Origin of the sequence: Lysinibacillus sp. NPDC056959 (genome assembly GCF_042674095.1) — a bacterium.
Classification (GTDB): Bacteria; Bacillota; Bacilli; order Bacillales_A; family Planococcaceae; genus Lysinibacillus; species Lysinibacillus zambalensis.
Genome location: NZ_JBHURE010000015.1, coordinates 17,917 through 42,420 on the forward strand (window position 1 = coordinate 17,917; position 24,504 = coordinate 42,420).

The window sequence follows — 24,504 nt, forward strand, 5'->3', positions numbered from 1 at the left end:
GATGGGAGTTTTTTAATATGGCTAAGGCAAAGCATGCGAAAACGAATGCTATAAGATTATTGGAACAACAAAAAATTCAGTTCGAAGTAATTGAATATGAAACAGGTGACGGCCAAGTTGACGGAATTTCGGTTGCTGAAAAAATTGGTCACCCGGTTTCTCAGGTTTTCAAAACATTAGTAGCAAAGGCAAGTGCACAAAAGCTTTTTGTATTTGTTATTCCTGTAGCAGAAGAGCTTGATTTAAAAGCTGCTGCAAAGGTTGTAGGAGAGAAGAAAATCGACATGCTTCCGGTTAAGGAGTTACTCGGCTATACAGGCTATGTACGAGGTGGATGCTCTCCAGTCGGCATGAAGAAGCTTTATCCTACTGTCATTGATGCGTCAGCTCAAGAGCAAGGAAAGATTATTGTGAGTGCCGGAAAAATCGGCATGCAAGTCCACCTACAACTAGATGATTTAGTTGCTGCAACAAAGGCAAAGCTCGCACCAATTACCACTACCCAAGCATGATATGTTGGGTAGTTTTTTTATTGGTTTTTTAAGTAGTGACAGTAGAAAAAGATTGCTTGGTTTATGGTTAATCCGCTTGGCGATGTGGAAGAAACACTTAGGTTACTTGGCAAAATGTTCAGGTAAGCAAAGAGTTCGTTCGGGTAGCTCGGTAAATTGCTCGGCTAAGTCGGAAAAGCCCTTTATATCCGTTCAATCTCGATAGTCTGAATGCTTTTCCTTTACATTGTAAAAACGCATATGGGATCTCCTGTAAATAAGAAAGTATACGTTCATGATTGCATGAACGTATTTTTTTATTAAAAAAGAACAATAATGTGCAATTAATTAGTTTTGGAGAGCACTTAAACAATAAAAAGAAAAACAAAAGTATAGTGTAGTTAAGGTAATTCTCAGACGGAAAGGGGGGGATGTTTTGAAAGTGTTAATTGTTTCAACTTCTACTTTATTTATTGAAGCATTACAAATAGCTATTCGTGATAGGCGTTCAACTTGGCAAGTAGATACTTATCAAATTCAAACTCCTATATTTGATCAAACCTTGATGAAAAAAATTAAAGAGCAATGCCTTGATATTGTAGTAGTGGAAGCAACTAATCAACATTTTACAATGACAATTGATAGTTTGAAGAAATTAAAGTGTCCAGAAATAGACATCATGTTACTTGTGGATTCAAGGATGGGTGAGGTCTACCATCACCTAAAAGATGAAAAAAGGTGGACTAGTGTTACTAAAAATACAAGTCTTGACGAATTTTTAATATTACTGGAATAATTTGGAGGTAATATACCTGATATACCAGATGTCTCTTTAAGGGAGGTAGATAAAAAGATTCTAAAAGAGTTAGCGGTAGGACACTCATTTGAATTTATCCAACGTACACAAGAGCTATCGGCTGAAGAAATTGATCAATCACTTTACCGAATTAATACTCATTTTAAAGTACCAAATTATATAGAATCCATCGTTAAAGCATTTGAACAGAAAATAATTACAAATTGAAAATGCAAAGATATTGACTAAGCGAAAGTTTTTAAAATGAACACCAATCTATCGGTGAAAAAACTAAGTAAGAAGGTGTTATGAAGGAATGAAAGTTGAAGTAAGTCAAAGAGAATCTGAAGTAGCAGCTTTAGTAGCACAAGGACTAAAAGATGTTGAAATTTCAAAAACGTTATTTATTAGTCGCAGAAGAGTGGGAGAAATAATAGCGTCAATTAAGCAAAAGCTAAATATTCAATCTAGAGTTCAAATTGGTATTTTAGCATATCAAAAAGGTTTAGTGGTGTTAAATACTAATTGGGATAATGTGGAGGTTGTTATCTAGAAGGAAGGGGCACATATGAGAAAAATTCCGTATATTGAACAAATGCATCATAGTGAATGTGGTTTAGCCTCGTTAGCGATGTTACTTAATTACTATGGTCATTGTATATCTCTTTCTGAACTTCGAGAAATTTATGGAGTTTCTAAAGGAGGGACCTCTCTGTATCAAATTACTAAGATTGCAGAGAGTTATAACCTCAATACAGAAGGTTACAGAGTTATCGCCGAGGATTTGAAAAATATAAAATTACCAGCTATTTTGCACTGGGAAAATAAACATTACGTTGTATTAGAGCGCATCAATAATAGAAAAGCAATTATTGTTGATCCGGCTCAGGGAAGAAAGAGTATAACGTTTAAGGAGTTCGAAAGTAAATATTCAGGGATTGCTTTAACCTTGAGTCCTAATGAGGATTTCCAATTAAGAAAAGGTACTTCACATGTTCGTTATTTCTTAAACTATATTTTAAAAAGTAAAAAATTAGTGGCAGCAATTGTTTTTACATCACTTATAGCTCAAGTTGTAGCTTTAGGTGTTCCATGGCTTATTCAATGGATGACAGATACGCTATTTGTTCCGAAAGATCAAAATTTATTGTCTTTAGTAGGATACGGCGTTCTTCTATTATTTAGCGGTTATTTCGTTTTCTCAGGATTGCGAGGAATATTAATTGCTAAATTACAAACAGCAGTAGATAAATCTTTAATGACAGACTTTGTAAGTAAATTAATGAAATTAACATATTCATTTTTTGAAAACCGTTCTACTGGTGAATTACTATTTAGGGCAAATTCGAATGTTTATATTAGGCAGATATTATCAACCAAAGTAATTACAGTTTTTATTGATGTTGTTTTATTAATTTCCTATCTTGTAATGATGGCCTCGTATTCACTGAAACTAATGGGTGTGGTTTTATCTTTAGGTATTCTTATTTTCGTAACATTAATATCGAGTACCAAGATATCACGAAAATTAGCGGAAAAAGAAGTTTCTCATCAGGCAAGAGTTCAAGGTATTCTTTCAGAAAGTTTGAATGGTATTGGTGACGTTAAGGTAATGGGCATGGAGAAAAGTGTCTATGAACAATGGCATAAAGTATTTAAAAAGCAAATAAAGTATGCGGAACGTCGATCTATTTGGACAATGTTTATTAATACGATAGCTACTGCTTTGCAATTTATATTGCCTGTCTTACTTCTTTGGTTAAGTGGGAAAGCGTTGATAAATGGCAGTATGTCACTTGGGATGGTCTTAGCGTTTAATGCTTTATCTACAGCATTTATTGCTCCAATTATCTCTTTAGGAAATAGTTATGGTGAACTTATATATTTAGGAACGTATATTCAAAAATTATATGATGTGATCACCGGAACAGAAGAAAAGCAAGGTGAAGTTCAAAAAAATCTGTCCCTCAAAGGAGAAATTGAATTAAAAAACGTTTCCTATAAACATAATTTCTTTAGTGAACACTCTCTAAAAAATATTTCTTTTAAAGTTAACCCCGGTGAACGACTCGCAATAGTAGGTTCATCTGGTTCAGGAAAAAGTACATTAGTAAAGATTTTATTGGGTCTTTATAAGCCTACCGAAGGAGACGTTTATGTTGATCAAAAGTCTATAAATGAATATGAATTAGGACAACTTAGACAAAATATGGGGGTAGTTTTTCAAGAAGCCCGACTATTTAATAAAACTATTTATGAAAATATAGCTTTAGCTAAGGAAGATATGCCTTTAGAAGAGGCTGTGGTAGCTGCATATAGGGCAAACATTCATGAAGAAATTATGAAGCTTCCGTTAAACTATCATACTACAGTTTCCGAATTCGGAATAAACTTCTCAGGCGGACAGCGACAACGGATGATTTTAGCTCGTGCTCTCGCTCAAGATCCATCAATATTAATTTTAGACGAGGCTACAAGTGCATTAGATACTGTTTCAGAAAAGAAAATAACAGATTATTTGAAAACTTTAGATTCCACTCAAATTTTAATTGCACACCGTTTAAGTACTATAAGAGATGTGGATCGGATTATCGTTATGGATAAAGGCGAAGTCGTAGAAATTGGAAATCATCAAGAGTTACTAAATAAAAAAGGATTTTATTATCGTCTTTATACAACTCAACAATTAGAGGAGGGAAAAAATGAAGAAATGGTCGTTTAAATGTTTACTTTTATCATTAGGATTACTTTTTATAACATCACAAGAGGAAACGAAAGCAGCAGAAGAAACCCAATTATACGGTTTAAAAGATAGTGCTCCTATTGAGGAAATCATAAAGACATTAGAAAAAAAATCTTTAGAATACAATTTTATTGAAGAAATCCAAATGCTTAGTGTCGAGGGAGACACAAGTAATCACGCATTAGATAAATATGATTCATTTATTGAATGGAGTGGACCAGAACAAGTAATAGAAGTTGAAACAAAAACAGCAATGGTCCCTCAAGCTATAAAAGAAAAAACAGCTTCACTTTACGATTCTTGGAGATGGGATATCAATCGTGTTACCAATAATGGGGCAAGTTATGGGATTGAAAAAGGAAATCATACTGTAAAAGTGGCGGTAGTAGATAGTGGTATAGATTTTAATCACCCCGATTTAGCTTCAAATATTGTTGATCCTGGAAAAAGCTTTGTACCTGGCATTACGACAACACAAGATTATTTAGGGCATGGAACGATGGTTGCCGGTATAATTGCCGCCAATGGTAATTTACAGGGTATAGCACCGAATGTAGGGCTAGTACCATATAAGGTATTTCATACAGATGTTGCAGATTCTATGTGGATTATAGAGGCAATTGTAGAAGCAGCCAAAGATGATATGGATGTTATTAACCTGAGTTTAGGAACATATAAATCGTTGAAAAATAAAGAGGATCAAGCTGTTATTAAAGCGTATCAACGAGCTGCAAAATTCGCTATTAATGAAGGTAGTATTATTATTGCTTCTGCTGGTACAGATGGCTATAACATGAGTAATCCTAAAGATTTATCTGAGCAACTCGGAGAACCGAATGATGTACAGATACATTTACCAGGTGGTGGATTATCTGATGTTGTGACAGTCTCAGCAACTAATAATTTAGATCAATTAGCATTCTATTCGAACTTTGGCCCTCAAGTAAATATTGCAGCGCCAGCAGGAGATTATGGTGAAGATTATAAAACGTTAGGGAATATTAAGTTAGAAGCAATGACTATTACAACATATCCTTTAAACATACCACAGTCTGAATTAAGTCAATATGCAGGTTTTGAGCATGGTTATGAATTCATGATAGGAACAAGTTTAGCTGCTCCTAAAGTAAGTGCAGTTGCAGCGTTAATTATTGCGGAATATCAAGAAAATTATAATAAAAAACCTAGTGTTAATCAGATTAAAAAATATTTATATGAAGGTGTAAGCAAAGTAAGTGCTCCTAGAAACGAAGTAGGTGCAGGAATTGTAAATGCTTATGGATCTTTAAAAGCAATTAAGGAGGAAAAATAATATGAAGAAATTTTTAAGTCTTTTAGGTGGAGTAATTATTGGAATCGTTGTTATTGCTATCGTAAAAATGGTTAATTAGGAGAGGTGCTTTATGACATTTAAAATCGAAAATTTAAATAAAAGCTTTGGTGATAAAAAAGCAGTGAATAATATTTCCATCCAGCTAGAAGAAGGCCAAATTCTAGGTATGCTAGGTCGAAATGGCGCTGGAAAAACAACTACTATTCGAATGATGTTAGAGTTAATTCCAAAAGATAGTGGCCAAATTTTATGGAAAGGGAAACCTTTCTCCAAGAAAAACTTGAAAATTGGCTATCTACCAGAAGAACGCGGCCTTTATGCGAAAATGAATGTTTTAGATCAAATTATTTATTTTGGTATGTTAGAGGGAATGAGAAAAAATGAGGCTAAAAGAGAGGCTATCAAATGGCTAGAGAAGCTTGAAATTTCCTATGCAGCGAAGAAGCGTACAGAACAATTATCTAAAGGGAATCAGCAAAAAGTGCAATTAATTACAGCAATTATACATGATCCGGAGTTTATCATATTAGATGAACCGTTCAGTGGGTTAGACCCAGTCAATGCGGATATGTTAAAAAGCGTTGTAAAAGAATTAATCACTCAAAAGAAAACGATTATATTCTGTAGTCACCAAATGGAGCAAGTTGAATCGTTTTGTAGCCAAATTTGTATTTTAAAAGACGGGAATTTAATCGTTTCAGACCAGTTAGCAAATGTGAAAAAATCTTATGATTATCGTTACCTAGAGTTAGATACCACATCTAACATTAAAGATTACTTGGCTTCGAAACAATACAAATTTACACAAGAAAACAATCGTTATAAATTGCGTATTTCACGAAATGAAAAAATTCATCAAACGATTCGGGAAGTGGATGAAAAGTTTGAGTTACAAGGAGTTTCATTAAAAGAACCAAGTTTACATGAAATCTTTATTGAACGGACAGGAGGAGCATAAATGCGAAATTTTAGTATTGTATTTAACACCGTTTTTAAAGAGGCTGTTAAAACAAAGGCATATTTATATATTACGATTGGTTTGGTAGCACTAAGTTTACTTCTCTTTGTCTCACCAACAATCATGAAAGTCTTTACTAAGAACAGCCCAGATGAAACGTATAAAATCGTCAATCAAACATCTTTAGAACCATCTGAAAAAGAGTTAACAGGGTTAGGTGGAAGCTGGAAAATAGTAGACAATGCAAATATAGAAGATCTAAAAGAAGATATCAAAGCAGAGGAATTAACAGGATTCTTTGTATTAGAAGAACAGGCGAATATGATGCAATTGGATATCTATATGCCAAAAGTAAACAATGAAGTGTTACTCACGTTAGAATCTTATATTGAACAAAAGAAAGTAGCGTCAATTGTTGCTACACAATCGGTTGATACAAATGTCCTTCAAGCATTGAATACACCACTCCAAAGCAGTGTTCAACCATTATATGAAACAGAACCAAATGCGTGGATTATTATTTACGGTTTAATAACTATTATGTTCTTTTCTATTTCAGTATACGGTACCAACGTTGCAACAGCGATTGCATCTGAAAAATCTTCACGTGTCATGGAAGTCATGATTACAAAAGTTGCGCCAGTCCCTATGATGTACGGGAAAATTTTAGGCATTGGTTTAGCTAGTTTAACACAATTATTTATTTTTATAGGTGCCCTTTTATTATGGGCAAACGTAGGTATTTTTGAAGTTCCTGAAGGCTCGGTTGTACAAACTGTGATGGAAACTATTACATGGGGAACAGCAGGGTATATTCTTATTTTCTGTACCATTGGATATTTTATCTATGCAACTTTGTTTGCGATTGTCGGATCCATGGTAAGTCGCCCAGATGATTTATCTGGCGCAACGATGCCAATTGTGATTTTATTAATGGCAAGTTTAACAGTAGAATTGCTCTTTGTGACGGATTCTCCAGAAGGAATGATGACGAATATAACTTCTTATATTCCATTTACAGCGCCAATGAGTGTAATAATCCGTATTGTCTATAACACGATTTCACCAGTCGAAATTGTTGTTTCCCTATTCGTCATGATTTCGTTTATTGCTCTATTTGCAGCAATAGCAGCGAAAATCTATCCAAAAGGCGTTTTAAAATCAGATAGCTTAACATTTAAACAACTAATTCAATTTAACCGATAGGAGGAGTTATTATGAAATTTAGTATTTTTCGAAATAAATCACATAAAATAAATGCGAGTAATGAAAATATGAAGAAAATGTCAGTAGAAGAGTTGAAAATGGTACACGGTGCTTCATCGTATATGTCTAATGAGCATTTATATGAGGCAGTGACACCAATTCATCGATCCAATCCATATATTTCTTAAATTTAAACAGGTCTTCTCAAAAACTTATTAAGTTTTTGAGAAGACTTTTTTATTTTGTATAAAAGAACCTATAAAAAACAAAAAATCTAAATTTTAAAAATTGTGCAATTTTGCGAAGTGCAAATAATTTTTCGAATGATTTAAAGTTAGTTTTGTAAGAAACAATGAAGAACAAAAAAACAAAGGAGGTATGAATATGACAAACACAAACGTAACAAAAGAAGACATTATCGCAGCGTGGAAGAATCCAGAAGTACGTGAAAAGTTCAACAGTGTACCAGTTCATCCATCAGGTAAAAGTTTTGGTGAATTAACAGAAGAAGAATTAGCACAAATTCAAGGTGCATCAGATGTAAAACCAGAAACAACGATATATTGTATAACTGGGCCATTTCCAACACTTCCAACATTTCCAGGATCACCAACATCATACAATTTGAAAATTTGCTAATCTCTTAGCTATAAATACAGATATTTTTAAAGCGGGGTTTTACTCCTCGCTTTAAAAATAATCAGGGCCTATTTAATAAAACAGATAAGTAGGTCGTGATTATTTTTATAAAATTATGAAAGAGAGTGATTCCATTGTTAAAACAAATGATTAACACTGATAAATTTCAAGCAACAATTTACACATCTGAAAAGCGTTCATTGATAGATAAAATTGAGCAATCAAATATATTTAAAAACGAATGGGCTCCAGCTGTATACACAAATAAACCATCACTATTCGAAAAAAGATTAGAGGTAGAGGGATATAATAAAGAAGAATTTTTGAATATTGTTAATGTCGATTCTAATGATGCATTTAAAAATTACATTACTCAGAAGTTAAACTTAAATATGATAGAAGAAGGTGCAAAGTTATATAGCGAATTGCAGCATGAATTAGAAAGGCCAGTTTTAGTAGAATTCATTTATCCTTTTGTTCTATATGCTATTAATCAAATCGAAGAAGTTATTAAAATGGAACTAACACTAGATCGATACGACTGGAAAAACATCAAACAATCCCTAGCTGATGCTATTGCAACAGAGCTGGTAGGTCTTATTTCAAAAACGGCTACATTAGAGTTACAAATTGAGAAGTTACGAGAAAACTTAGAAGGAGAAACATCTGAGGAAAGATTCGAATCATTTATTATTAAAAATGTTAGAAATTTAGAACATTTGTATGGATTTTATGATGAGTATCCATTATTAACAAGAGCTTGTATAGAACGCACCGAATTTTTTGTTAATAATATTTCATCTTTATTCAAAAGAGTAAATGAAAGCTGGATAGATTTAAATAGGAAGTTTGATTTAACAGATGCAAAATTATTGAATATTGAAATTGGATTAGGAGATACCCATCAAAAAGGACAAACCGTTGCTAAGCTAAATTATTCAAATGAAAAATCTATTATGTATAAGCCAAAATCTTTAGACATTGTTGAAAAATATAATGAATTGATTCTTTGGATTAATAAACATAATTTTAATATTAGCTTGCCAACTTATAAAGTATTAGATTATGGAGAATATGGATTTGAAGAATGTATTATTCAAAAACCATGTGATTCAGAAGAAGAAGTAAAGAAATATTACACACGTTTTGGACAACTCGTAGGATTAATGCACATGATTAGCGGTGCAGATATGCATTATGAAAATATCATTGCTAACGGACAATATCCATATCTAATTGATTTAGAGACTATTTTCCACCAGTATCCAAAACTAGATTTCCCGGATACAGCTGAAGTTAAGTTGAAGTATACTCAAAGTGAATCTGTAATAGGAACAGGGTTATTGCCTCAGTCATTATTCCAAAATGCAGATGGTAAAGGTATCGATTTAAGTGCTTTAAATGGAGAAAGCCAGAAGTTGCCGTTCCAAGTATTGCAAATAGATCAAGCAAATACCGATGAAATGGTCTTTAAGCTGAAAGAAGGTTATACAACAGGAGCTAAAAACATTCCATACTTAAATGGTCAAAAAGTAGATGCTCGTGCTTATTTATCTCAGGTTGTCGATGGATACGAACAAATTATGCAATTCATTTTAAAGTTCAAGAAGCATTTGATTGAAGGACCTATTCAAAAATTTGCAAATAGCAAAATTAGAATAATCTTAAGAGCTACGCAACATTATGCTAATTTTTTAATGGAGGCGACACATCCTGATTATTCAGGAAAAGCAGTAGTGTTAGAGCAAATGTTTGAACGTCTATGGCTATATCCATTTAAAGATAGTCGAGTAATACCTCATGAATTAAAAGACTTATTACAAAGAGATATTCCATATTTCTACACAACAGTTAATAGCAAAAATCTATATACGAGTCACGATAAGAGTATTCCAAATTTCTTTAAGAAAACAGGGCTAGAAATAGTGACTGAAAAAATTAGCAACTTATCTGAAAAAGAAATTCAAGATCAAAAAAGATGGCTTATCCTCGCTATAGGAATGGATGCACAAGAAGTAAAAACTGAGGAAGAAACAGAGACAACTTTAATTCAATCTAGTGCAACAAAACCTTCGTTGAAAGAGTTTGCATGTCAAATAGGAGATTCTTTAATTGAAGAAGCAACTTGGTCTGAAGATAAAAAGACAGTATCATGGTTGACTATCCAAAGTGATGAGAATGGTTGGAATGTCATGCCAATGAGTATAAATTTATATGATGGTTTGGCGGGAATAGCTTTATTCTTTTCACAGCTTTATAAAGAAACAAAGCAGGAAAAATATAAAGTTGTAGCCCAGGCAGCTATTGAGTCAGCATTCCAAACATTTAAACAACCACAAGGATTAATTTCAGCATTTTTCGGAGAATGTTCTTTATTGTACACACTACACAAAATGAAGGAAAACGATCCAAATCCAAAATATGAAGAAAAGATTAAAAAAATTCAATCTAAGATCCTAGAAGAAGTAAAAAATGATGCAGAATTAGACTTTTTAAGTGGTTCAGCTGGGATTATTAGTTTGGCATCGACGTTATATGAGGAAACTAAAGAGGAAATTTACAAAGAAATTATCAAGGTATACGTTCAACATTTACTATCTAATTCTGATATAAAAGATGGTAAAAGAGTATGGATAAATAGGCATGTAAATACAAGATTAGGCGGTCTATCACACGGAACTTCTGGGATTGGATTAGCTTTATATGCTGCTGGAAAAGCCTTAAACGATCAAAGTTTAATTGAATTTTCACATGAAGCTTTAGAGTACGAAAAAGAGTTATTTGTTCAAGGTAAAGGTTGGAAAGATTTAAGATCCAAAGATCTACAATACAAGCATGCTTGGACACACGGAACGACAGGCATAGGAATCGTTCATGTATTAAATGATAACAAAAAATATACGGATGTGATCCAAAATGCGTTCACCGTGTTAGAAGCACAAGCGAAAAAACAAAACAATTCTTTAAAAGATGGTAATTTAGGCGATAGTGAATTGTACTTGTTAGCCGGTCAGAAATTAGAAGATGATCAATTGAAAGATAAAGCTTTATCTTTAGTGAATGAAAGTTTAAACAATATTTTTGAGAAATCTAGTTATGGAGTAGAAAATGTATTTGACTTTGAGGCAAAAGGGTTGTTTAATGGCGTAGCTGGAATTGGTTATCAACTATTAAGAATGAATAACCCAGATGAGGTACCTTCAATTTTAACTCTAGGATTAGCAGAAGCTTTGGATTAATTTCCAAGGCTTCTTTACGTTGAAGATGAAAAATAATACGTTCAGGGAAAAAATATTTCAAAAGTAATACGTATATTACAGAAAAATGGCATTCTGTGGGAAGAATGTGAATATTCTGTTTTAGTTTATTAAAATAAAATTAGAACAGGGAGGGATAATATGGTATACACGTTAAAAGAACAAACAATACTAGGCCAGTATAAAAAAATTGTAGATATTTCAGAGCTTGATGAAATTAAATTAATTCATGGATTACGTATTTTTCTTATGGATTTTAAGAAGTTCGTTATTATTTACTTACTTGCTTTTATTCTAGGAATAGCATGGCAATTAGCTATAGTTCATATTGGATTTTTCTATTTTCGACAAGTAGCTTTTGGAATACATTGTACTTCTTTTAAAACATGTTTAGTAACAAGTACTATTTTATTTCTCAGTTTTACATATTTCTTTCATATTAATAATTTTTCTTTAATTATTATTTGGGGCATTTTTTTAGTTTGTGTTGGGGTCCTTACATTATTAGCGCCTATTGGTTCACAAAAAAAACAAAATAAGAAGTGCTAGGCATATAAATTATTTACGAAAAAAAATGTATACAAGATTTTTGATAACTAGCATAGCAATTATAGTATTACCCATAGTAATTTCTAAATTTATAGTAGCAGGTATGTTAATTGAAACATTGATTATTATATATTCATGGTTAAAATCAAAGGAGGAAATGAAATGAAAAAGTATTTAAAATCTCTTGCAGTGTTTAGTGCAGCAGTATTTATTGGAATTGCGGAGAGCAGTATTAATATGATGTGTGCAGGATGGATGAAATAGAATTGACAGAAGAAATGAAAAATACAGAATTTTAATATATAATGGCTATGTAGTTCAAATTTATTAAAGGAAGTGCGGAATAGACGTGCTATCGATTGAATTTATACTAATGGCCATTGTTCAGTTTTCAATGTTATTATTCTTCGGCACATATGTACTAGACTTATATTGGTCCAAAAAACAATTTTTAATCATTTTATTTGTTATATTTTTACCAACCTTTATATTATTCCCTTTTTTTGGACCGATATCCATTTTGTATTATTTATCAGTATTAGCAATCATGATTTATCGAGAAACAAAAGTTATTATGAGCATTCTTCATGTGTTTATGGCACTGATTTTTTTAGTAATCGGCGACAATATTTCTAATATACTGACTTTTCGTTTGTTTAATGGGATAGGGAATGAGTACCTATCATTAATTAGTTATTTCTTTTTTTATATAGTATTTGGTATAACATTTGCTTTTTGTTACAAAAAAATTGTGAAATATTTAATCAGTCGCTGGGTATTCTATAGCTTTGTTTCGTATATTTCCGTATTCCTTGGTGTTGCTACAGTCGTTTTTATGTACATCAATATCATGGCAATTGACCATGATAATTTTTATGAGAGTGTTCAAAATAATTTAGCGATGTTCTTAATTTATTTTGTATTACTCTCAATTAGTATATTTGTCGTTCTATATTTAGCATTTAAACAATATAAAATGAAGCAACGTGAACAAGAAATGAAAAACTTCGAATCCTATGTTGCATCAATTGAACAAATTAACCAAGATATGCGCAAGTTTAAACATGATTATATTAATATTTTGTCTACATTGCGTACATTTATTGATGATAAAAATTACGAAGGTCTACATACATACTTCTATGATCATATTTTAGAAGCGAATCATGATGAACAACAATTAAATCGGCAAGCGATGATGATGCTAAATAACTTGAAAATAAATAGTTTGAAAGGGTTAGTAACAACGAAAATTTTACAAGCCCAATCACATCATGTACCGTTTTACATTGAAATTGTTGAGGAGATTACTGATATTGATGTAGACCCAATTGTTTTGAATCGCATGGTCGGCATTCTTCTAGATAATGCAATTGAAGCTGCACGAGGAGTTGAAAATGGCGAAGTCCGCATGGCGTTTATACGTATAGATGAGGTGATCTTATTAGTTGTGAGTAACACATTTGATAAGAAAATAGCTATAAAGGTACATGAAATTTATCAAGAAGGCTTTTCAACAAAAGGAGAAAATCGAGGTCTAGGCTTAGCTTATTTACGTCAAATGACAAATGATTTACATAACGTCAATTTGAACACAAAAATTAGTTCTCCTTATTTTATTCAAGAAGTTGAGTTTCAAAAGGAGTAGATAAGATGGATATTGTTATTTGTGAAGATGATATCGTTCAATTAGAGAGAGTAAAAAAAACAATCGAAAACTACGCTATGATAGAGGACAATGGGATGAAAATTGTGCTTGCCACTACAAATCCTGAAGAGGTTCTATCATTCTTAGAAAATGGTAAAGCTGATTGCTATTTTTTTGATATTGACCTAAGTCATGAAATTACAGGTATCTCATTAGGTAGTAAGATTCGAGAAAAAGACCCTATTGCCAATCTAGTGTATATTACAACACATGCAGAAATGAGTTATCTCACATTTATTTACAAACTAGCTGCGTTAGATTTTATAATTAAAGATAATCCAGATATTTTAAAGGATAAATTATTATCTACTTTGAAAGAAGCGCATCGACGTTATTTAAAAATAGGGGAACAAGATAACGTTCAAAAATTTCAAATCAAAACAACAGGACGTACTCATAATATTGATTTTCAAAATGTTTATTTTTTTGAAGCTTCCCCAGGCTCACATAAAATTATCTTACATTTAGAAAATGAACATCTTGAATTTTACGGTCGATTGAAGGATTATGAAGATTTACATGAAGATTTTTATCGCTGTCACAAATCATTTATTGTAAATAGAAGCAAAATTAAAAATATCGATTCAAAGGAAAGAATTATTTTTTTAGATAATGGTGAAGTTTGTTATGTCTCAGCTCGACTGATTAAAGGTTTAATGAAGTAAGAGCAAAATTCGTAGCCTTCTCTTTTAGTGAATGTTGTTGCTAAAAAGAGAAGGCCATATTTTTTTCACCCTCTATTGAGTCCTTATAATGAAGTGCGTTAAGTTGGTTATTAATGATATATCATGAAGCTTTCATGAAGCGTAATATACTCTTCCAAGTGGAAGAAGTGTTTAGGCAGAGTGAAGGCTGCTCGGCTAAGATACTTACCAGTAATTCAAGAACATTACTTTCTTTTTGCTGGAGTAGGAGCAAATATAACCGTTACTAACAAACCTAAATATAAAGGATACTTTAAAAATTCATTTGTTGAATAACCCAATAAATAAGGCATACCTATAAAAATCATTACTATACCAATTGCAAACAAAACAATCCCAACTTTTTTTATCATACATCTCCCTCCAAACTTAAACATTCGATTTCATTTTGGATATTCCTGTTTTAACTAATTCTATTAAATAGGAAGCTACTTTTATTTATAAAAAATAAAAGTAGCTCTTCATTTTTTAAAATGTTCCTTCATATAATGCAAGGCATAAGATAAAGGGGGAGCGTTATTGAACGGAAATGTGACCTATTATTATGGGCACGCACTGACTGGGCAAGGAATTAAACATTTATATAAAGAACTGATGGATGAGGCAGAATTAGTTTATATTTTGCAAGGTGCGCCTACGTTTAAAGGATCAGAGCTTATTAAAGAGCTAGGTTATTTTTATGTGAAACAAGGCTTTGCGGTGGAGTGGTTTAAGCATGCTTTGCTGGAGAATGTTGTAGAGGCAGTATACGTTCAAGGCTGTAATCGATTATTTGTATGGTCATCGGAGTGGGGGATTGAACCCACTTTTCTTGGCACAAAGCATCGGGTGATGTCATTTTATGATTGTTTAGAAGAAGTTCAGCTTGAAAAGGTTGGCGAACAGCTTGCTAATACGATGACGGAACGAGAGTCATGGCGTGTGAAGTGTATTTCGTCTCTTACTAAAGCTATAAAGATTCATGATGATTGGGAAGTAGTCACACAGAGCTGTATGAACTGGGAGGCATTAAATGACCAGGTTGAAAATTTAAAGGCAGATGTTTTCCAATCGATGGTCTTAAACAAAACAGGTGTGCGCACGCATCGCTTACTCGGAACATTAACACCGAGGGGGGCCGAAAATACAGTAGATAGTATAACGAAAAATGTATCTCGGAGATTGATGATCAAAGGAAAGCCGGGTACAGGTAAATCTTCGTTAATGAAAGGTTTGGCAGACGAAGCGAATGCGAGAGGGCTCGATGCGCAAATTATTTGGTGTGGGTTGGATGCAAACTCTGTTGATATGGTTCTTATCCCGGAATTAAATTTCTGCATCTTTGATAGTACGGATCCTCATATCTTTGATCCAGAGGACGGCAGACTAGGGGATGAAATTTTCGATATAGGGAAACATTGCGCAATTTCACAGAAAGCAGAGGCGCAAATTGAAGATATTCGAGCAAATTATAAAGAAGCAATGCAAGATGCAATGGGTTATTCGAAACGTTATGCGGAAGCAGAGTATACAGTGCGTCGATTAATAGATAATTGTATATCATCATCTCTTTGGCGAGAAAAAACTGCCCCACTATTCGAAAGATTAACAAAGTAATTTTTCTAATAGCATGCTTGTGCTACACTAGGAACTAGAATAGTGTTCCTAGGAAAGGATGATACGCTTGTCAAAAGTATTGAATGCATTTTTAGATGAAAACCTACAAGCCTTACGCAATCAAGGCTTATACAACGAAATTGATCCAGTAGAGGGAGCAAACGGACCGATTATTCAGGTACGTGGCAAAAATCTAATTAATCTATCCTCAAACAACTATCTTGGCTTAGCAACGAATGAAGATTTAAAGCGTATTGCCAAAGAAACAATTGAGACATACGGTGTGGGGGCTGGAGCAGTCCGTACGATTAACGGTACACTTGATTTACACGTAAAATTAGAGGAAAAGCTTGCTGAGTTTAAAGGAACAGAGGCAGCGATCTCTTATCAATCTGGTTTTAACTGTAATATGGCAGCTATTTCAGCTGTTATGGATAAAAATGATGCGATTCTTTCAGACCAATTAAATCATGCTTCGATTATCGATGGCTGTCGTTTATCACGTGCGAAAATCATTGCCTATAATCACTCTGACATGGATGATTTACGTGCGAAAGCAAAGGAAGCGAAAGAATCAGGCTTATATAATAAAGTCATGGTCATTACTGATGGCGTATTCTCAATGGATGGTGATATTGCAAAATTACCAGAAATCGTTGAGATTGCGAAAGAGTTTGATTTAATAACGTATGTTGATGATGCACACGGTTCAGGTGTAACAGGTAAAGGAAAGGGTACTGTGAAGCATTTCGGTTTAGAAAAAGAAATCGACTTCCAAATTGGTACACTTTCTAAAGCAATTGGTGTTGTTGGTGGATATGTAGCAGGTAAGAAAAATTTAATTGACTGGCTGAAAGTGCGTTCTCGTCCATTTTTATTCTCAACAGCATTACCACCAGGTGATGTTGCTGCGATTACAGCGGCAGTGCAAATGCTGATTGACTCAACAGAGCTTCACGATAAGCTTTGGGAAAATGGCGATTATCTAAAAGCGGGTCTTGCTAAGCTAGGCTTTAATATCGGTGAATCTGAAACGCCAATCACACCATGTATTATTGGTGATGAAAAGCTTACGCAGGAATTTTCACGTCGTTTATTTGAAGAGGGCGTCTATGCTAAATCAATCGTTTTCCCAACGGTTCCAAAAGGCACAGGACGTGTTCGTAACATGCCTACAGCGGCACATACAAAAGAAATGCTGGACGACGCTCTAGCAATCTATGAAAAAGTCGGCCGTGAGCTAGGCGTAATTCAATAAAAAATTGAGGCTGGGACAGAACTCGATTATTTTGAAAAATAGCGAAAATAGATAATAACTTTTTCGCTTCGATGATTAGAGTATTCCTTCCTAAATCAAAAAAATGTTAGACCAATACAATCGGTCTAACATTTTTTCTTTTTTGTCCCAGCCTCAATTTATATTAATGTTCCGATAAATCGGTGAAACATTCCGATAAAATCTGTAATTGTTCCGACAAATCACAAAATTGTTCCGATAAAACACAAATTTATTCCGATAAATCTTTTATCTCCATCTCAAACTGCCGGAAGCTTTATTTACGCTCCATCTTTTTTCACTAATGTGATATCACGTAGTCCTTTTATTGATATTGCCCCCGCTAAAGCGATGGAAACTTTTAATTCATCATATAAATTCGTCATTACTTTTTCGACTCCTTGCTGCCCATCTAATGCTAGTCCGTAGACGTAGGGACGACCAATGGCAACAGCATCTGCTCCTAAAGCGAGTGCCTTAAGAGCATCCATACCGCGATACACACCGCTATCTAAAATAACAGGAAATCGTCCTTTTACAGCTTTCACAATATCAGGAAGGGCATCGAGTGAACCAATTACGCCATCCAATTGGCGACCACCGTGGTTTGATACGATAATACCGTCAATGCCGTTTTCAATAGCTAGTTTTGCGTCTTCAGGATGTAAGATTCCCTTCAGTAAAATAGGGAGATTAGAACGGCGCTTTAATTCACGTACATTCTCCCAATTTAATGTAGGATGGAACACATTTTGCAAAACGCCCTGTACATATGACTCGAATGAATCATCTGGTAAAGAAGCAGTAAAAACAGGATCATTCATATAGTTTCCTCGAGCATACCCAAGTTTTAAAGGTGAAAATTGATTGCGAACATCTTCTTCACGCCAGCCAAGCATGACGGTATCTACAGTTAAAACAATAGCCTCAAAACCAGCAGCCTCGGCTCGGGCGGCCATGCTATATGCAATTTCCTCATTTGTTGACCAATATAATTGAAACCATTTAGTAGCAGTAGGGGCTGTTTGTGCCACATCTTCAAGTGCATAGCTTGAAACTGTACTTTGAATATAAGGAATTTTTAACTGATCAGCCGCACGTGCCACGGCAAGCTCTCCCTCGTCATGTGCCATTTTGTTCATGCCAACAGGAGCAAATAAGAGCGGAGTTGGATGTACTTTTCCGAACAGCTCAATCGATGTATCAATACTTGAAACATCCTGTAAAAAGCGTGGAATAATAGAGTATTTTTCAAAGGCGGCACGGTTATTTCGTAATGTTTGTTCACCCCCAGCACCTGAACGAATGTAGCCAAACGAACCAGCTTCCATCTTTTCTGCAACAGCCTTTTCTAAATCTGCAAAGCAAATAGGGAAGGGGACTTGTGCATTTATATTTTTTAACAGTAGATCACCATGTGTTGTTTTTGTCATCGTAATCCTCCTATCAATCTTTCTTTAGTTTCGCAGCAAAGCGGTTACCCATTGATTGAATAATCTGAACAAGGATGATTAAGATAAACACTGTCGCATACATCACATCGACCTCATAGCGTAAATGACCGTAACGATATGCGAGATCACCTAAACCACCAGCACCAACCATTCCAGCCATTGCTGTTGCTCCTATCAGACCGATTGTGGCAATTGTTAAGCCTAAAATAATGGATGGACGAGCCTCACGTAGTAAGACATTCCAAATGATGTGACGACGTTTAATACCCATTGCTGTATAAGCTTCCACAACACCTGGATCAACTTCTAAAAGTGCCGTTTCCATAAGGCGCGCAATATAAGGCGCTGTATAAACAACAAGCGGCACAATAACACCTTTTACACCAATAGTTGTGCCAACGATCAGCTTCGTGAACGGTAAAATGAAGAATAGTAATATAATGAACGGTACAGAGCGAATAATATTAATAAATAAATTGAAAAATTGATAGAGAAATTTACTTTCAAATGATTGCCCTGGTCGGGTTAAAACGATTAAAAGCCCTAAAGGGATCCCAATTAAAATAGAGAACAATAATGAAATCCCGACCATTTGAAAGGTTTCGATAATGGATTGCCCAATAACATCTGACCAGTCTGCAAAGAAGCTTTGAATGCTATTCATTTAATTCGCCTCCTAATTCCTCAACGTCTACCCCGTTTTCTGTAAAATATTTAAGTGCCTTTTCTACGATATGTGCCTCACCGTGAAGATGCACGACAATATTCCCGACGATGCCGTTTTTTAATTCAATGATATTGGCTGTTAAAATATTTGGTTGTACATCATAAACTTTGCTCACTTCTGCAAGTAATGGCTTCCCGGTACTTTCACCAAGGAATGTTAAACGAATCACACTTCCGGAAAGATTTAATTGCTCGATAAGGGAAGGAGATAAATTACGTTGAGAAATAGTGTTTAAAAACTTTCGTGTCGTTGGGTGCTGAGGCTTCGAAAATAGTTCTATAGCAGAGCCATATTCCACAACCGTCCCTGATTCAAGAACGGATACATCATCGCAAATTTTTTGAATAACATTCATTTCATGTGTAATGAGTAAAATAGTGATGCCCAGCTCACGGTTAATTTTTAAGAGAAGCTCAAGAATAGCGTCAGTTGTTTCAGGATCGAGAGCACTTGTCGCTTCATCACTGAGTAAAATCTCAGGCTCTTGGGCGAGGGCACGTGCAATAGCGACACGTTGCTTTTGACCACCCGAAAGCTGGCTAGGATAACTATCTAATTTCTCTGTTAGGCCAACAATTTCTGCATATTTTGCAACGCGTTTTTTCACTTCAGAGTCGTTATAGCCTAGAAGTTTTAATGGGACCGAGATATTGTTGTAAACGGTCGCTGTTTTTAAGAGATTAAAATGCTGGAAGATCATGCCGATCTTTTGACGTGTTTCGCGAAGGTCGTTTAAAGAAAGGGAAGTAATATCTACATTGTCGATCAATACTTTTCCTGTTGTTGGACGTTCTAATAAATTAACACAGCGAATAAGGGTACTTTTTCCTGCACCACTGTAGCCAATAACCCCATGAATTTCACCTTTTTTGACATGTAGGTTAATGCCATCTACTGCTTTAACGATACCTTTTTTAGTTTTAAATTCTTTTGTTATATTTTCTAGTTGAATCATACTGTGATATCTCCTTTCTAAGTCCTTTTATAAAGCAAGAATCTGCTAGCATTCCTATAGGAGTCTCGCAGATTCTTAATTTATGAAAGGCCCTTCATCGTTACTTACCAGCTTGGAATAATAGAACCTTTGAATTCCTCTTCAATAAATTTGCGTACTTCATCAGATTGATAGGCTTCAACAAATTTTTTAATCGCTGGGTCATCCTCGTTTTCAGAACGTACCGCGATGTAGTTTACATATGGAGAGTTAGTAGATTCTAAAAGAATGGAGTCTTTTTTAGGATCAATACCAGCATCAAGAGCGAAGTTCGTATTAATAGCTGCCACATCTACTTCACTAAGCTGCTTCGGAATTTGTGCAGCCTCTAATTCAATGAATTTAAAATTCTTTTTGTTTTCTTCCACATCGCGAGTAGAAGCTGTTAAGTCTGCACCTTCTTTTAATTTAATGATGCCTGCCTCTTGAAGGACAAATAGAGCACGGGCACCGTTTGTTGGATCATTTGGTAATCCGAATGTAGCACCATCAGGAACTTCATCCAATGATTTATATTTCTCAGAGTAAATGCCCATTGGAGTTAAAATTGTTTTTCCTACTGGCACTAAATCTGTTTTGTGATCTTTGTTAAATGCATCGAGGAAAGGCTTGTGTTGATAGCTGTTTACATCAAGATCACCCTCGGCTAACGATGTATTTGGTAAAACATAATCAGAGAACGTTTTTAGTTCTACCTCTAAGCCATTTTCTTTGGCAACTTTTGCAGCAACTTCTGCAATTTGTTCGTGTGGACCAGAAGTTACACCTACTACAACTTTATTTTCATTAGTAGCCTTACCTTGACTACCTTTATCTTCTTTAGTACCGCAACCTACTAATGCTGCTACTAATGTGAGACTTGCTAAACCTAGTAAAATTTTGTTTTTCTTTTTCATGAGACATACCTCCAAAGTTGTTTTATCGGTTTGTATAAAAAACAATTTCGCCTTGGCGTAATTGCTGTCCGGATTTTGAATTGTGCTAGCACAATTCATTCCTTTCAAAATCCGTGACATCCGCCGGAGGCTTTTATCTTCATGTAAATGAAGATAAAAAAAACTCTCTTAAAAAATTAAGAGAGGCTCATAAAAAAGTGTCCTCTCTTATCTTTCAAACGATATCGTTTGCAGGATTTAGCACCTTCCTTAAAAAAGGAGGTTGCCGAGCTTCATAGGGCCAGTCCCTCAGCTACTCTTGATAAGAGATTTATAAATATTTTTTTGTAAATCCGATAGGACTAATATAAATTATTGGTTATGGTAAGTCAATGGAATTTTTAAAATTTTTTATTTTATTACAATATTCCATTAAGGGAGATGGGTGGGAATGTTAGTGAGAGTCAACTATGTGTGGGATGGGAGATATGAAACGCATTTTCATGGCTCTATGAGCGATTAGTGGGGGGGTGTGTCGGTATGAAGAAACGGGTTATGACCAATGTTATCCAATAGAAGAAGGGCTAGAGCTACCACAAAAGATAGTGAGATGAAAAGACTGTCCCTTAGCAAGCGTGAGCTGATGGGACAGTTTTTTTGATAGAGGGAATCAAATGCTCATGAGTTAAATAGGTTTAATTTTTCAATTCTGCTGACCGCTTCACGTAAGCGTTCTTCACTTACGAGTAAACCTACACGAACATAGCCTTCACCGTATAGACCGAAGCCATTGCCTGCAGCTACTGCGATATCAGCTTTATCGAGCAATGCATCAGCAAACTGCTCGCTTGTATAACCTAATGGAACAGGGAGCCATGCAAAGAAAGAGCCCTTTGGTGAGGTTACTTGCCAACCAATTCGCTGTGCTTCTTCGATAAGAACATTTCGTCGACGCTCATAAGTCGCTCTTAGCGTATTTGCGCAATCCTGTGATGCTGTAAGGGCAACCGCTGCTGCTTGTTGTACGGCAGGGAATTGACTACAAAATAGATGATCTTGAATAAGATTAATAGCCGCAACAATATCAGCGTTACCAACTGCAAATCCAATACGCCAGCCTGCCATATTATATGTTTTAGATAATGTATACATCTCGATGCCGACCTCTTTGGCACCTTCCGCTTGCAGGAAACTAATAGGTTTCTTGCCGTCAAATCCAATTGCACCGTAAGCGAAATCATGTGAGACGATCATGTTGTGTTCTTTAGCAAAGCGCGCCGTTTCCTCGAAAAATTCAAGTGTTGCAGTACCACCAGTTGGGTTGTTCGGGTAATTTAAGTAAAGTAGCTTAGCCTTTTCTTTTACGTCATCAGAAAGAGCATGATAATCAGGCAGGAAATCATTTTCTGCAAAAAGTGGCATGACTTCAAAATTAACATCACCTAATACAACACCAGATAAGTAATCTGGATATCCAGGATCGGGTAATAACATTGTATCACCGGGGTTTAAAACCGCTAATGGCAGCTCAACAAGACCAATTTTTGTACCACCAAGAATAGCTACCTCAGTTTCAGGGTCAATATCAACATTGTATTCACGTTTGTAGAAGTCTGCAGCTGCTTGACGTAATTCTACTAGGCCGCGGAATGGAGAATATTTATGATTTTGAGGGTTTTCAGCTGCCTCCTGTAACGCTTTTATAACGTGTTGGGGAGTGGGCTGATCTGGATTGCCTTGACCGAGATTGATAACATCGCGCCCTTCTGCTAAAGCACTATTCACTTTTTGCACCAATGCTGCAAAAAATTGAGTCGGGAGTTGCTGTAGTTTTTTTGAGAATTCCATGCATGTTCTCCTTTTTAAAAAATAATAATTGATGCAAATATTATTACTTTTTTTACTAATTGTCTAGAGTCTCAATTTACAAAGATGGACGCACAAAATACAAACAGAGAGCATGCGAGCCTAAGTACAAAGCCGATTCCGAACGTAATTATGCCTTGTCATTGTAACAACATCTGAGGCATCTTAACAATGCCCATAAAACATAGGTTTTGACATTACTTTTAAGCCCTTTAAAATAATATTTAATTTTTTTTTTAATTACTGTAACTTTTATTAAACTTAATCGTACTAATTAATAGAATCTAAAACTAAGAGCAAAAATGATTAGTAAGATTCACTTTCGCGAAAAGGCCAGGGCTCACTTTATTGCTGAGATCCTGGCCTTTTTGTTTTTGTTCCAAAGCTGCTCTAAGCTCAGACAACAGCGATATCATTTTCAATTGTAGTATAATGAAATATAGAAAAGCACAAATGCAGTAAAAGAAATACTTTTGGGAGAAGGGTAGGAATTAAGATGAAAATTGGGTGTATCCAACTAAATGTTGGTTTTGGCAAAGTAGAAGAAAATTTTGCTCGTGCGGAAGAAAAGATTCGTGAAGCGGCAAAACAAGGTGCAGAAATTATTGTATTACCGGAAATGTGGAATACAGGCTATGCGCTTGAAAAATTATCAGAGCTTGCAGATGTGAATGGAGAACGTTCGAAAGCATTTTTATCAAACCTAGCGAAAGAGCTTGGCGTACATATTGTTGGAGGCTCTGTTTCAACGAAGAAGGGCGATAAATTTTACAACACGATGTATACGTTTGATAACAATGGTGAGTTAGTAGGTGAATATAACAAGGCACATCTTTTCCGATTGATGGACGAGCATCTATATTTAGAAGCAGGGGATGAAATGAATCGCTTTGCCCTTGGTGATATCGAGGCTGCAGGTGTGATTTGCTATGATATTCGCTTCCCAGAATGGCTACGTGCTCACGCTTTAGAGGGCGCAAAAGTATTGTTCGTGCCGGCACAATGGCCGACGCCACGTATCGATCATTGGAACACATTGCTGCAAGCACGTGCCATCGAAAATCAATGCTTCGTGATCGCTGTTAATCGTATATCGAGAAAAGTAGAAAACTTTAATGGTCAATCAATGATTATTCAACCGTGGGGCGAAGTGCTTTGGGTTGGTGCAGAGGACGAGGAAGTAGCTGTCATTGACGTGGACTTTTCGATTGTCGATGAAGTACGAGGCAGAATTCCAGTTTATGACGACCGCAGACCAGCATTATATAGTGGAGTAGTTACCGAAAATTAAAATCTGATAGCACGCTCATAGCGATTTTGAGCGTGCTATTC

At 34.9% G+C, this 24,504-nt stretch carries 22 protein-coding genes and 1 riboswitch; of the genes, 16 read left to right on the forward strand and 6 right to left on the reverse strand.

The window, feature by feature from the left end; translation table 11 throughout:
• Positions 1 to 17: 17 nt before the first annotated feature.
• From ybaK to ACFTQ7_RS16390, 13 genes are all read left to right on the forward strand, one after another.
• Complete coding sequence (ybaK, locus tag ACFTQ7_RS16330; RefSeq protein ID WP_386829956.1) at positions 18 to 512, forward strand: Cys-tRNA(Pro) deacylase; 495 nt, start codon at positions 18 to 20, stop codon at positions 510 to 512.
• Between the two features lie 415 nt (positions 513 to 927).
• The gene (locus tag ACFTQ7_RS16335) at positions 928 to 1,287 is read left to right on the forward strand and encodes a hypothetical protein (protein WP_386829957.1); all 360 of its coding nucleotides are present in this window, start codon (positions 928 to 930) and stop codon (positions 1,285 to 1,287) included.
• A gap of 316 nt (positions 1,288 to 1,603) precedes the next feature.
• On the forward strand, positions 1,604 to 1,840 hold the full coding sequence (locus tag ACFTQ7_RS16340; protein ID WP_386829958.1) for a response regulator transcription factor: 237 nt from the start codon (positions 1,604 to 1,606) through the stop codon (positions 1,838 to 1,840).
• A gap of 15 nt (positions 1,841 to 1,855) precedes the next feature.
• On the forward strand, positions 1,856 to 4,009 hold the full coding sequence (locus ACFTQ7_RS16345) for a peptidase domain-containing ABC transporter (RefSeq protein ID WP_386829959.1): 2,154 nt from the start codon (positions 1,856 to 1,858) through the stop codon (positions 4,007 to 4,009).
• Entirely contained in the window at positions 3,990 to 5,342 is a 1,353-nt protein-coding gene (locus tag ACFTQ7_RS16350; protein ID WP_386829960.1) for a S8 family serine peptidase, read from the forward strand. The genes ACFTQ7_RS16345 and ACFTQ7_RS16350 overlap by 20 nt, the downstream gene beginning before the upstream one ends.
• 91 nt (positions 5,343 to 5,433) lie before the next feature.
• Positions 5,434 to 6,321: an ABC transporter ATP-binding protein gene (locus ACFTQ7_RS16355; protein ID WP_386829961.1), complete on the forward strand. Its 888-nt coding sequence runs from the start codon at positions 5,434 to 5,436 to the stop codon at positions 6,319 to 6,321.
• Positions 6,322 to 7,527 carry an ABC transporter permease gene (locus ACFTQ7_RS16360; RefSeq protein ID WP_386829962.1) on the forward strand — a complete coding sequence of 402 codons (1,206 nt, stop codon included), beginning with the start codon at positions 6,322 to 6,324 and terminating at the stop codon, positions 7,525 to 7,527. It begins immediately after the preceding gene.
• An 11-nt stretch (positions 7,528 to 7,538) separates the two neighbouring features.
• The gene (locus ACFTQ7_RS16365; protein ID WP_386829963.1) at positions 7,539 to 7,715 is read left to right on the forward strand and encodes a hypothetical protein; all 177 of its coding nucleotides are present in this window, start codon (positions 7,539 to 7,541) and stop codon (positions 7,713 to 7,715) included.
• Between the two features lie 196 nt (positions 7,716 to 7,911).
• Entirely contained in the window at positions 7,912 to 8,166 is a 255-nt protein-coding gene (locus ACFTQ7_RS16370) for a mersacidin family lantibiotic (protein ID WP_386829964.1), read from the forward strand.
• 134 nt (positions 8,167 to 8,300) lie between these two features.
• On the forward strand, positions 8,301 to 11,405 hold the full coding sequence (locus tag ACFTQ7_RS16375) for a type 2 lanthipeptide synthetase LanM family protein (protein ID WP_386829965.1): 3,105 nt from the start codon (positions 8,301 to 8,303) through the stop codon (positions 11,403 to 11,405).
• A gap of 159 nt (positions 11,406 to 11,564) precedes the next feature.
• Positions 11,565 to 11,972, forward strand: a complete 408-nt coding sequence (locus tag ACFTQ7_RS16380) for an accessory gene regulator B family protein (RefSeq protein ID WP_386829966.1) — start codon at positions 11,565 to 11,567, stop codon at positions 11,970 to 11,972.
• 349 nt (positions 11,973 to 12,321) lie between these two features.
• The gene (locus tag ACFTQ7_RS16385; protein WP_386829967.1) at positions 12,322 to 13,620 is read left to right on the forward strand and encodes a sensor histidine kinase; all 1,299 of its coding nucleotides are present in this window, start codon (positions 12,322 to 12,324) and stop codon (positions 13,618 to 13,620) included.
• Between the two features lie 5 nt (positions 13,621 to 13,625).
• A complete protein-coding gene (locus ACFTQ7_RS16390; RefSeq protein ID WP_386829968.1) occupies positions 13,626 to 14,345 on the forward strand; it encodes a LytR/AlgR family response regulator transcription factor in 720 nt (239 codons plus the stop codon).
• Between the two features lie 224 nt (positions 14,346 to 14,569).
• On the opposite strand, the gene ACFTQ7_RS16395 is transcribed toward ACFTQ7_RS16390, so the two are convergent.
• Positions 14,570 to 14,737 carry a hypothetical protein gene (locus ACFTQ7_RS16395; RefSeq protein ID WP_386829969.1) on the reverse strand — a complete coding sequence of 56 codons (168 nt, stop codon included), beginning with the start codon at positions 14,735 to 14,737 and terminating at the stop codon, positions 14,570 to 14,572.
• A 166-nt stretch (positions 14,738 to 14,903) separates the two neighbouring features.
• Here ACFTQ7_RS16395 and ACFTQ7_RS16400 point away from each other — a divergent pair, with 166 nt between their 5' ends.
• Both ACFTQ7_RS16400 and ACFTQ7_RS16405 read left to right on the forward strand, forming a co-directional pair.
• A complete protein-coding gene (locus ACFTQ7_RS16400; RefSeq protein ID WP_386829970.1) occupies positions 14,904 to 15,980 on the forward strand; it encodes a nucleotide kinase in 1,077 nt (358 codons plus the stop codon).
• Positions 15,981 to 16,038: 58 nt separating this feature from the next.
• Entirely contained in the window at positions 16,039 to 17,238 is a 1,200-nt protein-coding gene (locus tag ACFTQ7_RS16405; RefSeq protein WP_386829971.1) for a glycine C-acetyltransferase, read from the forward strand.
• 299 nt (positions 17,239 to 17,537) lie between these two features.
• Here the strand turns inward: ACFTQ7_RS16405 and ACFTQ7_RS16410 are convergent, their stop codons facing one another.
• The 5 genes from ACFTQ7_RS16410 to ACFTQ7_RS16430 form a co-directional block, all read right to left on the reverse strand.
• Complete coding sequence (locus ACFTQ7_RS16410; RefSeq protein ID WP_386829972.1) at positions 17,538 to 18,689, reverse strand: alpha-hydroxy acid oxidase; 1,152 nt, start codon at positions 18,687 to 18,689, stop codon at positions 17,538 to 17,540.
• 13 nt (positions 18,690 to 18,702) lie between these two features.
• A complete protein-coding gene (locus tag ACFTQ7_RS16415; protein WP_386829973.1) occupies positions 18,703 to 19,374 on the reverse strand; it encodes a methionine ABC transporter permease in 672 nt (223 codons plus the stop codon).
• Positions 19,367 to 20,392, reverse strand: a complete 1,026-nt coding sequence (locus tag ACFTQ7_RS16420) for a methionine ABC transporter ATP-binding protein (protein ID WP_349662013.1) — start codon at positions 20,390 to 20,392, stop codon at positions 19,367 to 19,369. Before ACFTQ7_RS16420 ends, ACFTQ7_RS16415 begins: the two co-directional genes overlap by 8 nt.
• A gap of 104 nt (positions 20,393 to 20,496) precedes the next feature.
• Positions 20,497 to 21,327 carry a MetQ/NlpA family ABC transporter substrate-binding protein gene (locus ACFTQ7_RS16425; RefSeq protein WP_386829974.1) on the reverse strand — a complete coding sequence of 277 codons (831 nt, stop codon included), beginning with the start codon at positions 21,325 to 21,327 and terminating at the stop codon, positions 20,497 to 20,499.
• 204 nt (positions 21,328 to 21,531) lie between these two features.
• Positions 21,532 to 21,635, reverse strand: a riboswitch (SAM riboswitch).
• Positions 21,636 to 21,984: 349 nt separating this feature from the next.
• Positions 21,985 to 23,154 (reverse strand): pyridoxal phosphate-dependent aminotransferase, encoded by a 1,170-nt coding sequence (locus ACFTQ7_RS16430; RefSeq protein ID WP_386829975.1) that lies wholly within the window; start codon positions 23,152 to 23,154, stop codon positions 21,985 to 21,987.
• A 514-nt stretch (positions 23,155 to 23,668) separates the two neighbouring features.
• On the opposite strand from ACFTQ7_RS16430, the gene ACFTQ7_RS16435 reads away from it, so the two are divergent.
• Complete coding sequence (locus ACFTQ7_RS16435) at positions 23,669 to 24,463, forward strand: carbon-nitrogen family hydrolase (RefSeq protein ID WP_386829976.1); 795 nt, start codon at positions 23,669 to 23,671, stop codon at positions 24,461 to 24,463.
• The last annotated feature ends 41 nt before the right edge of the window (positions 24,464 to 24,504 follow it).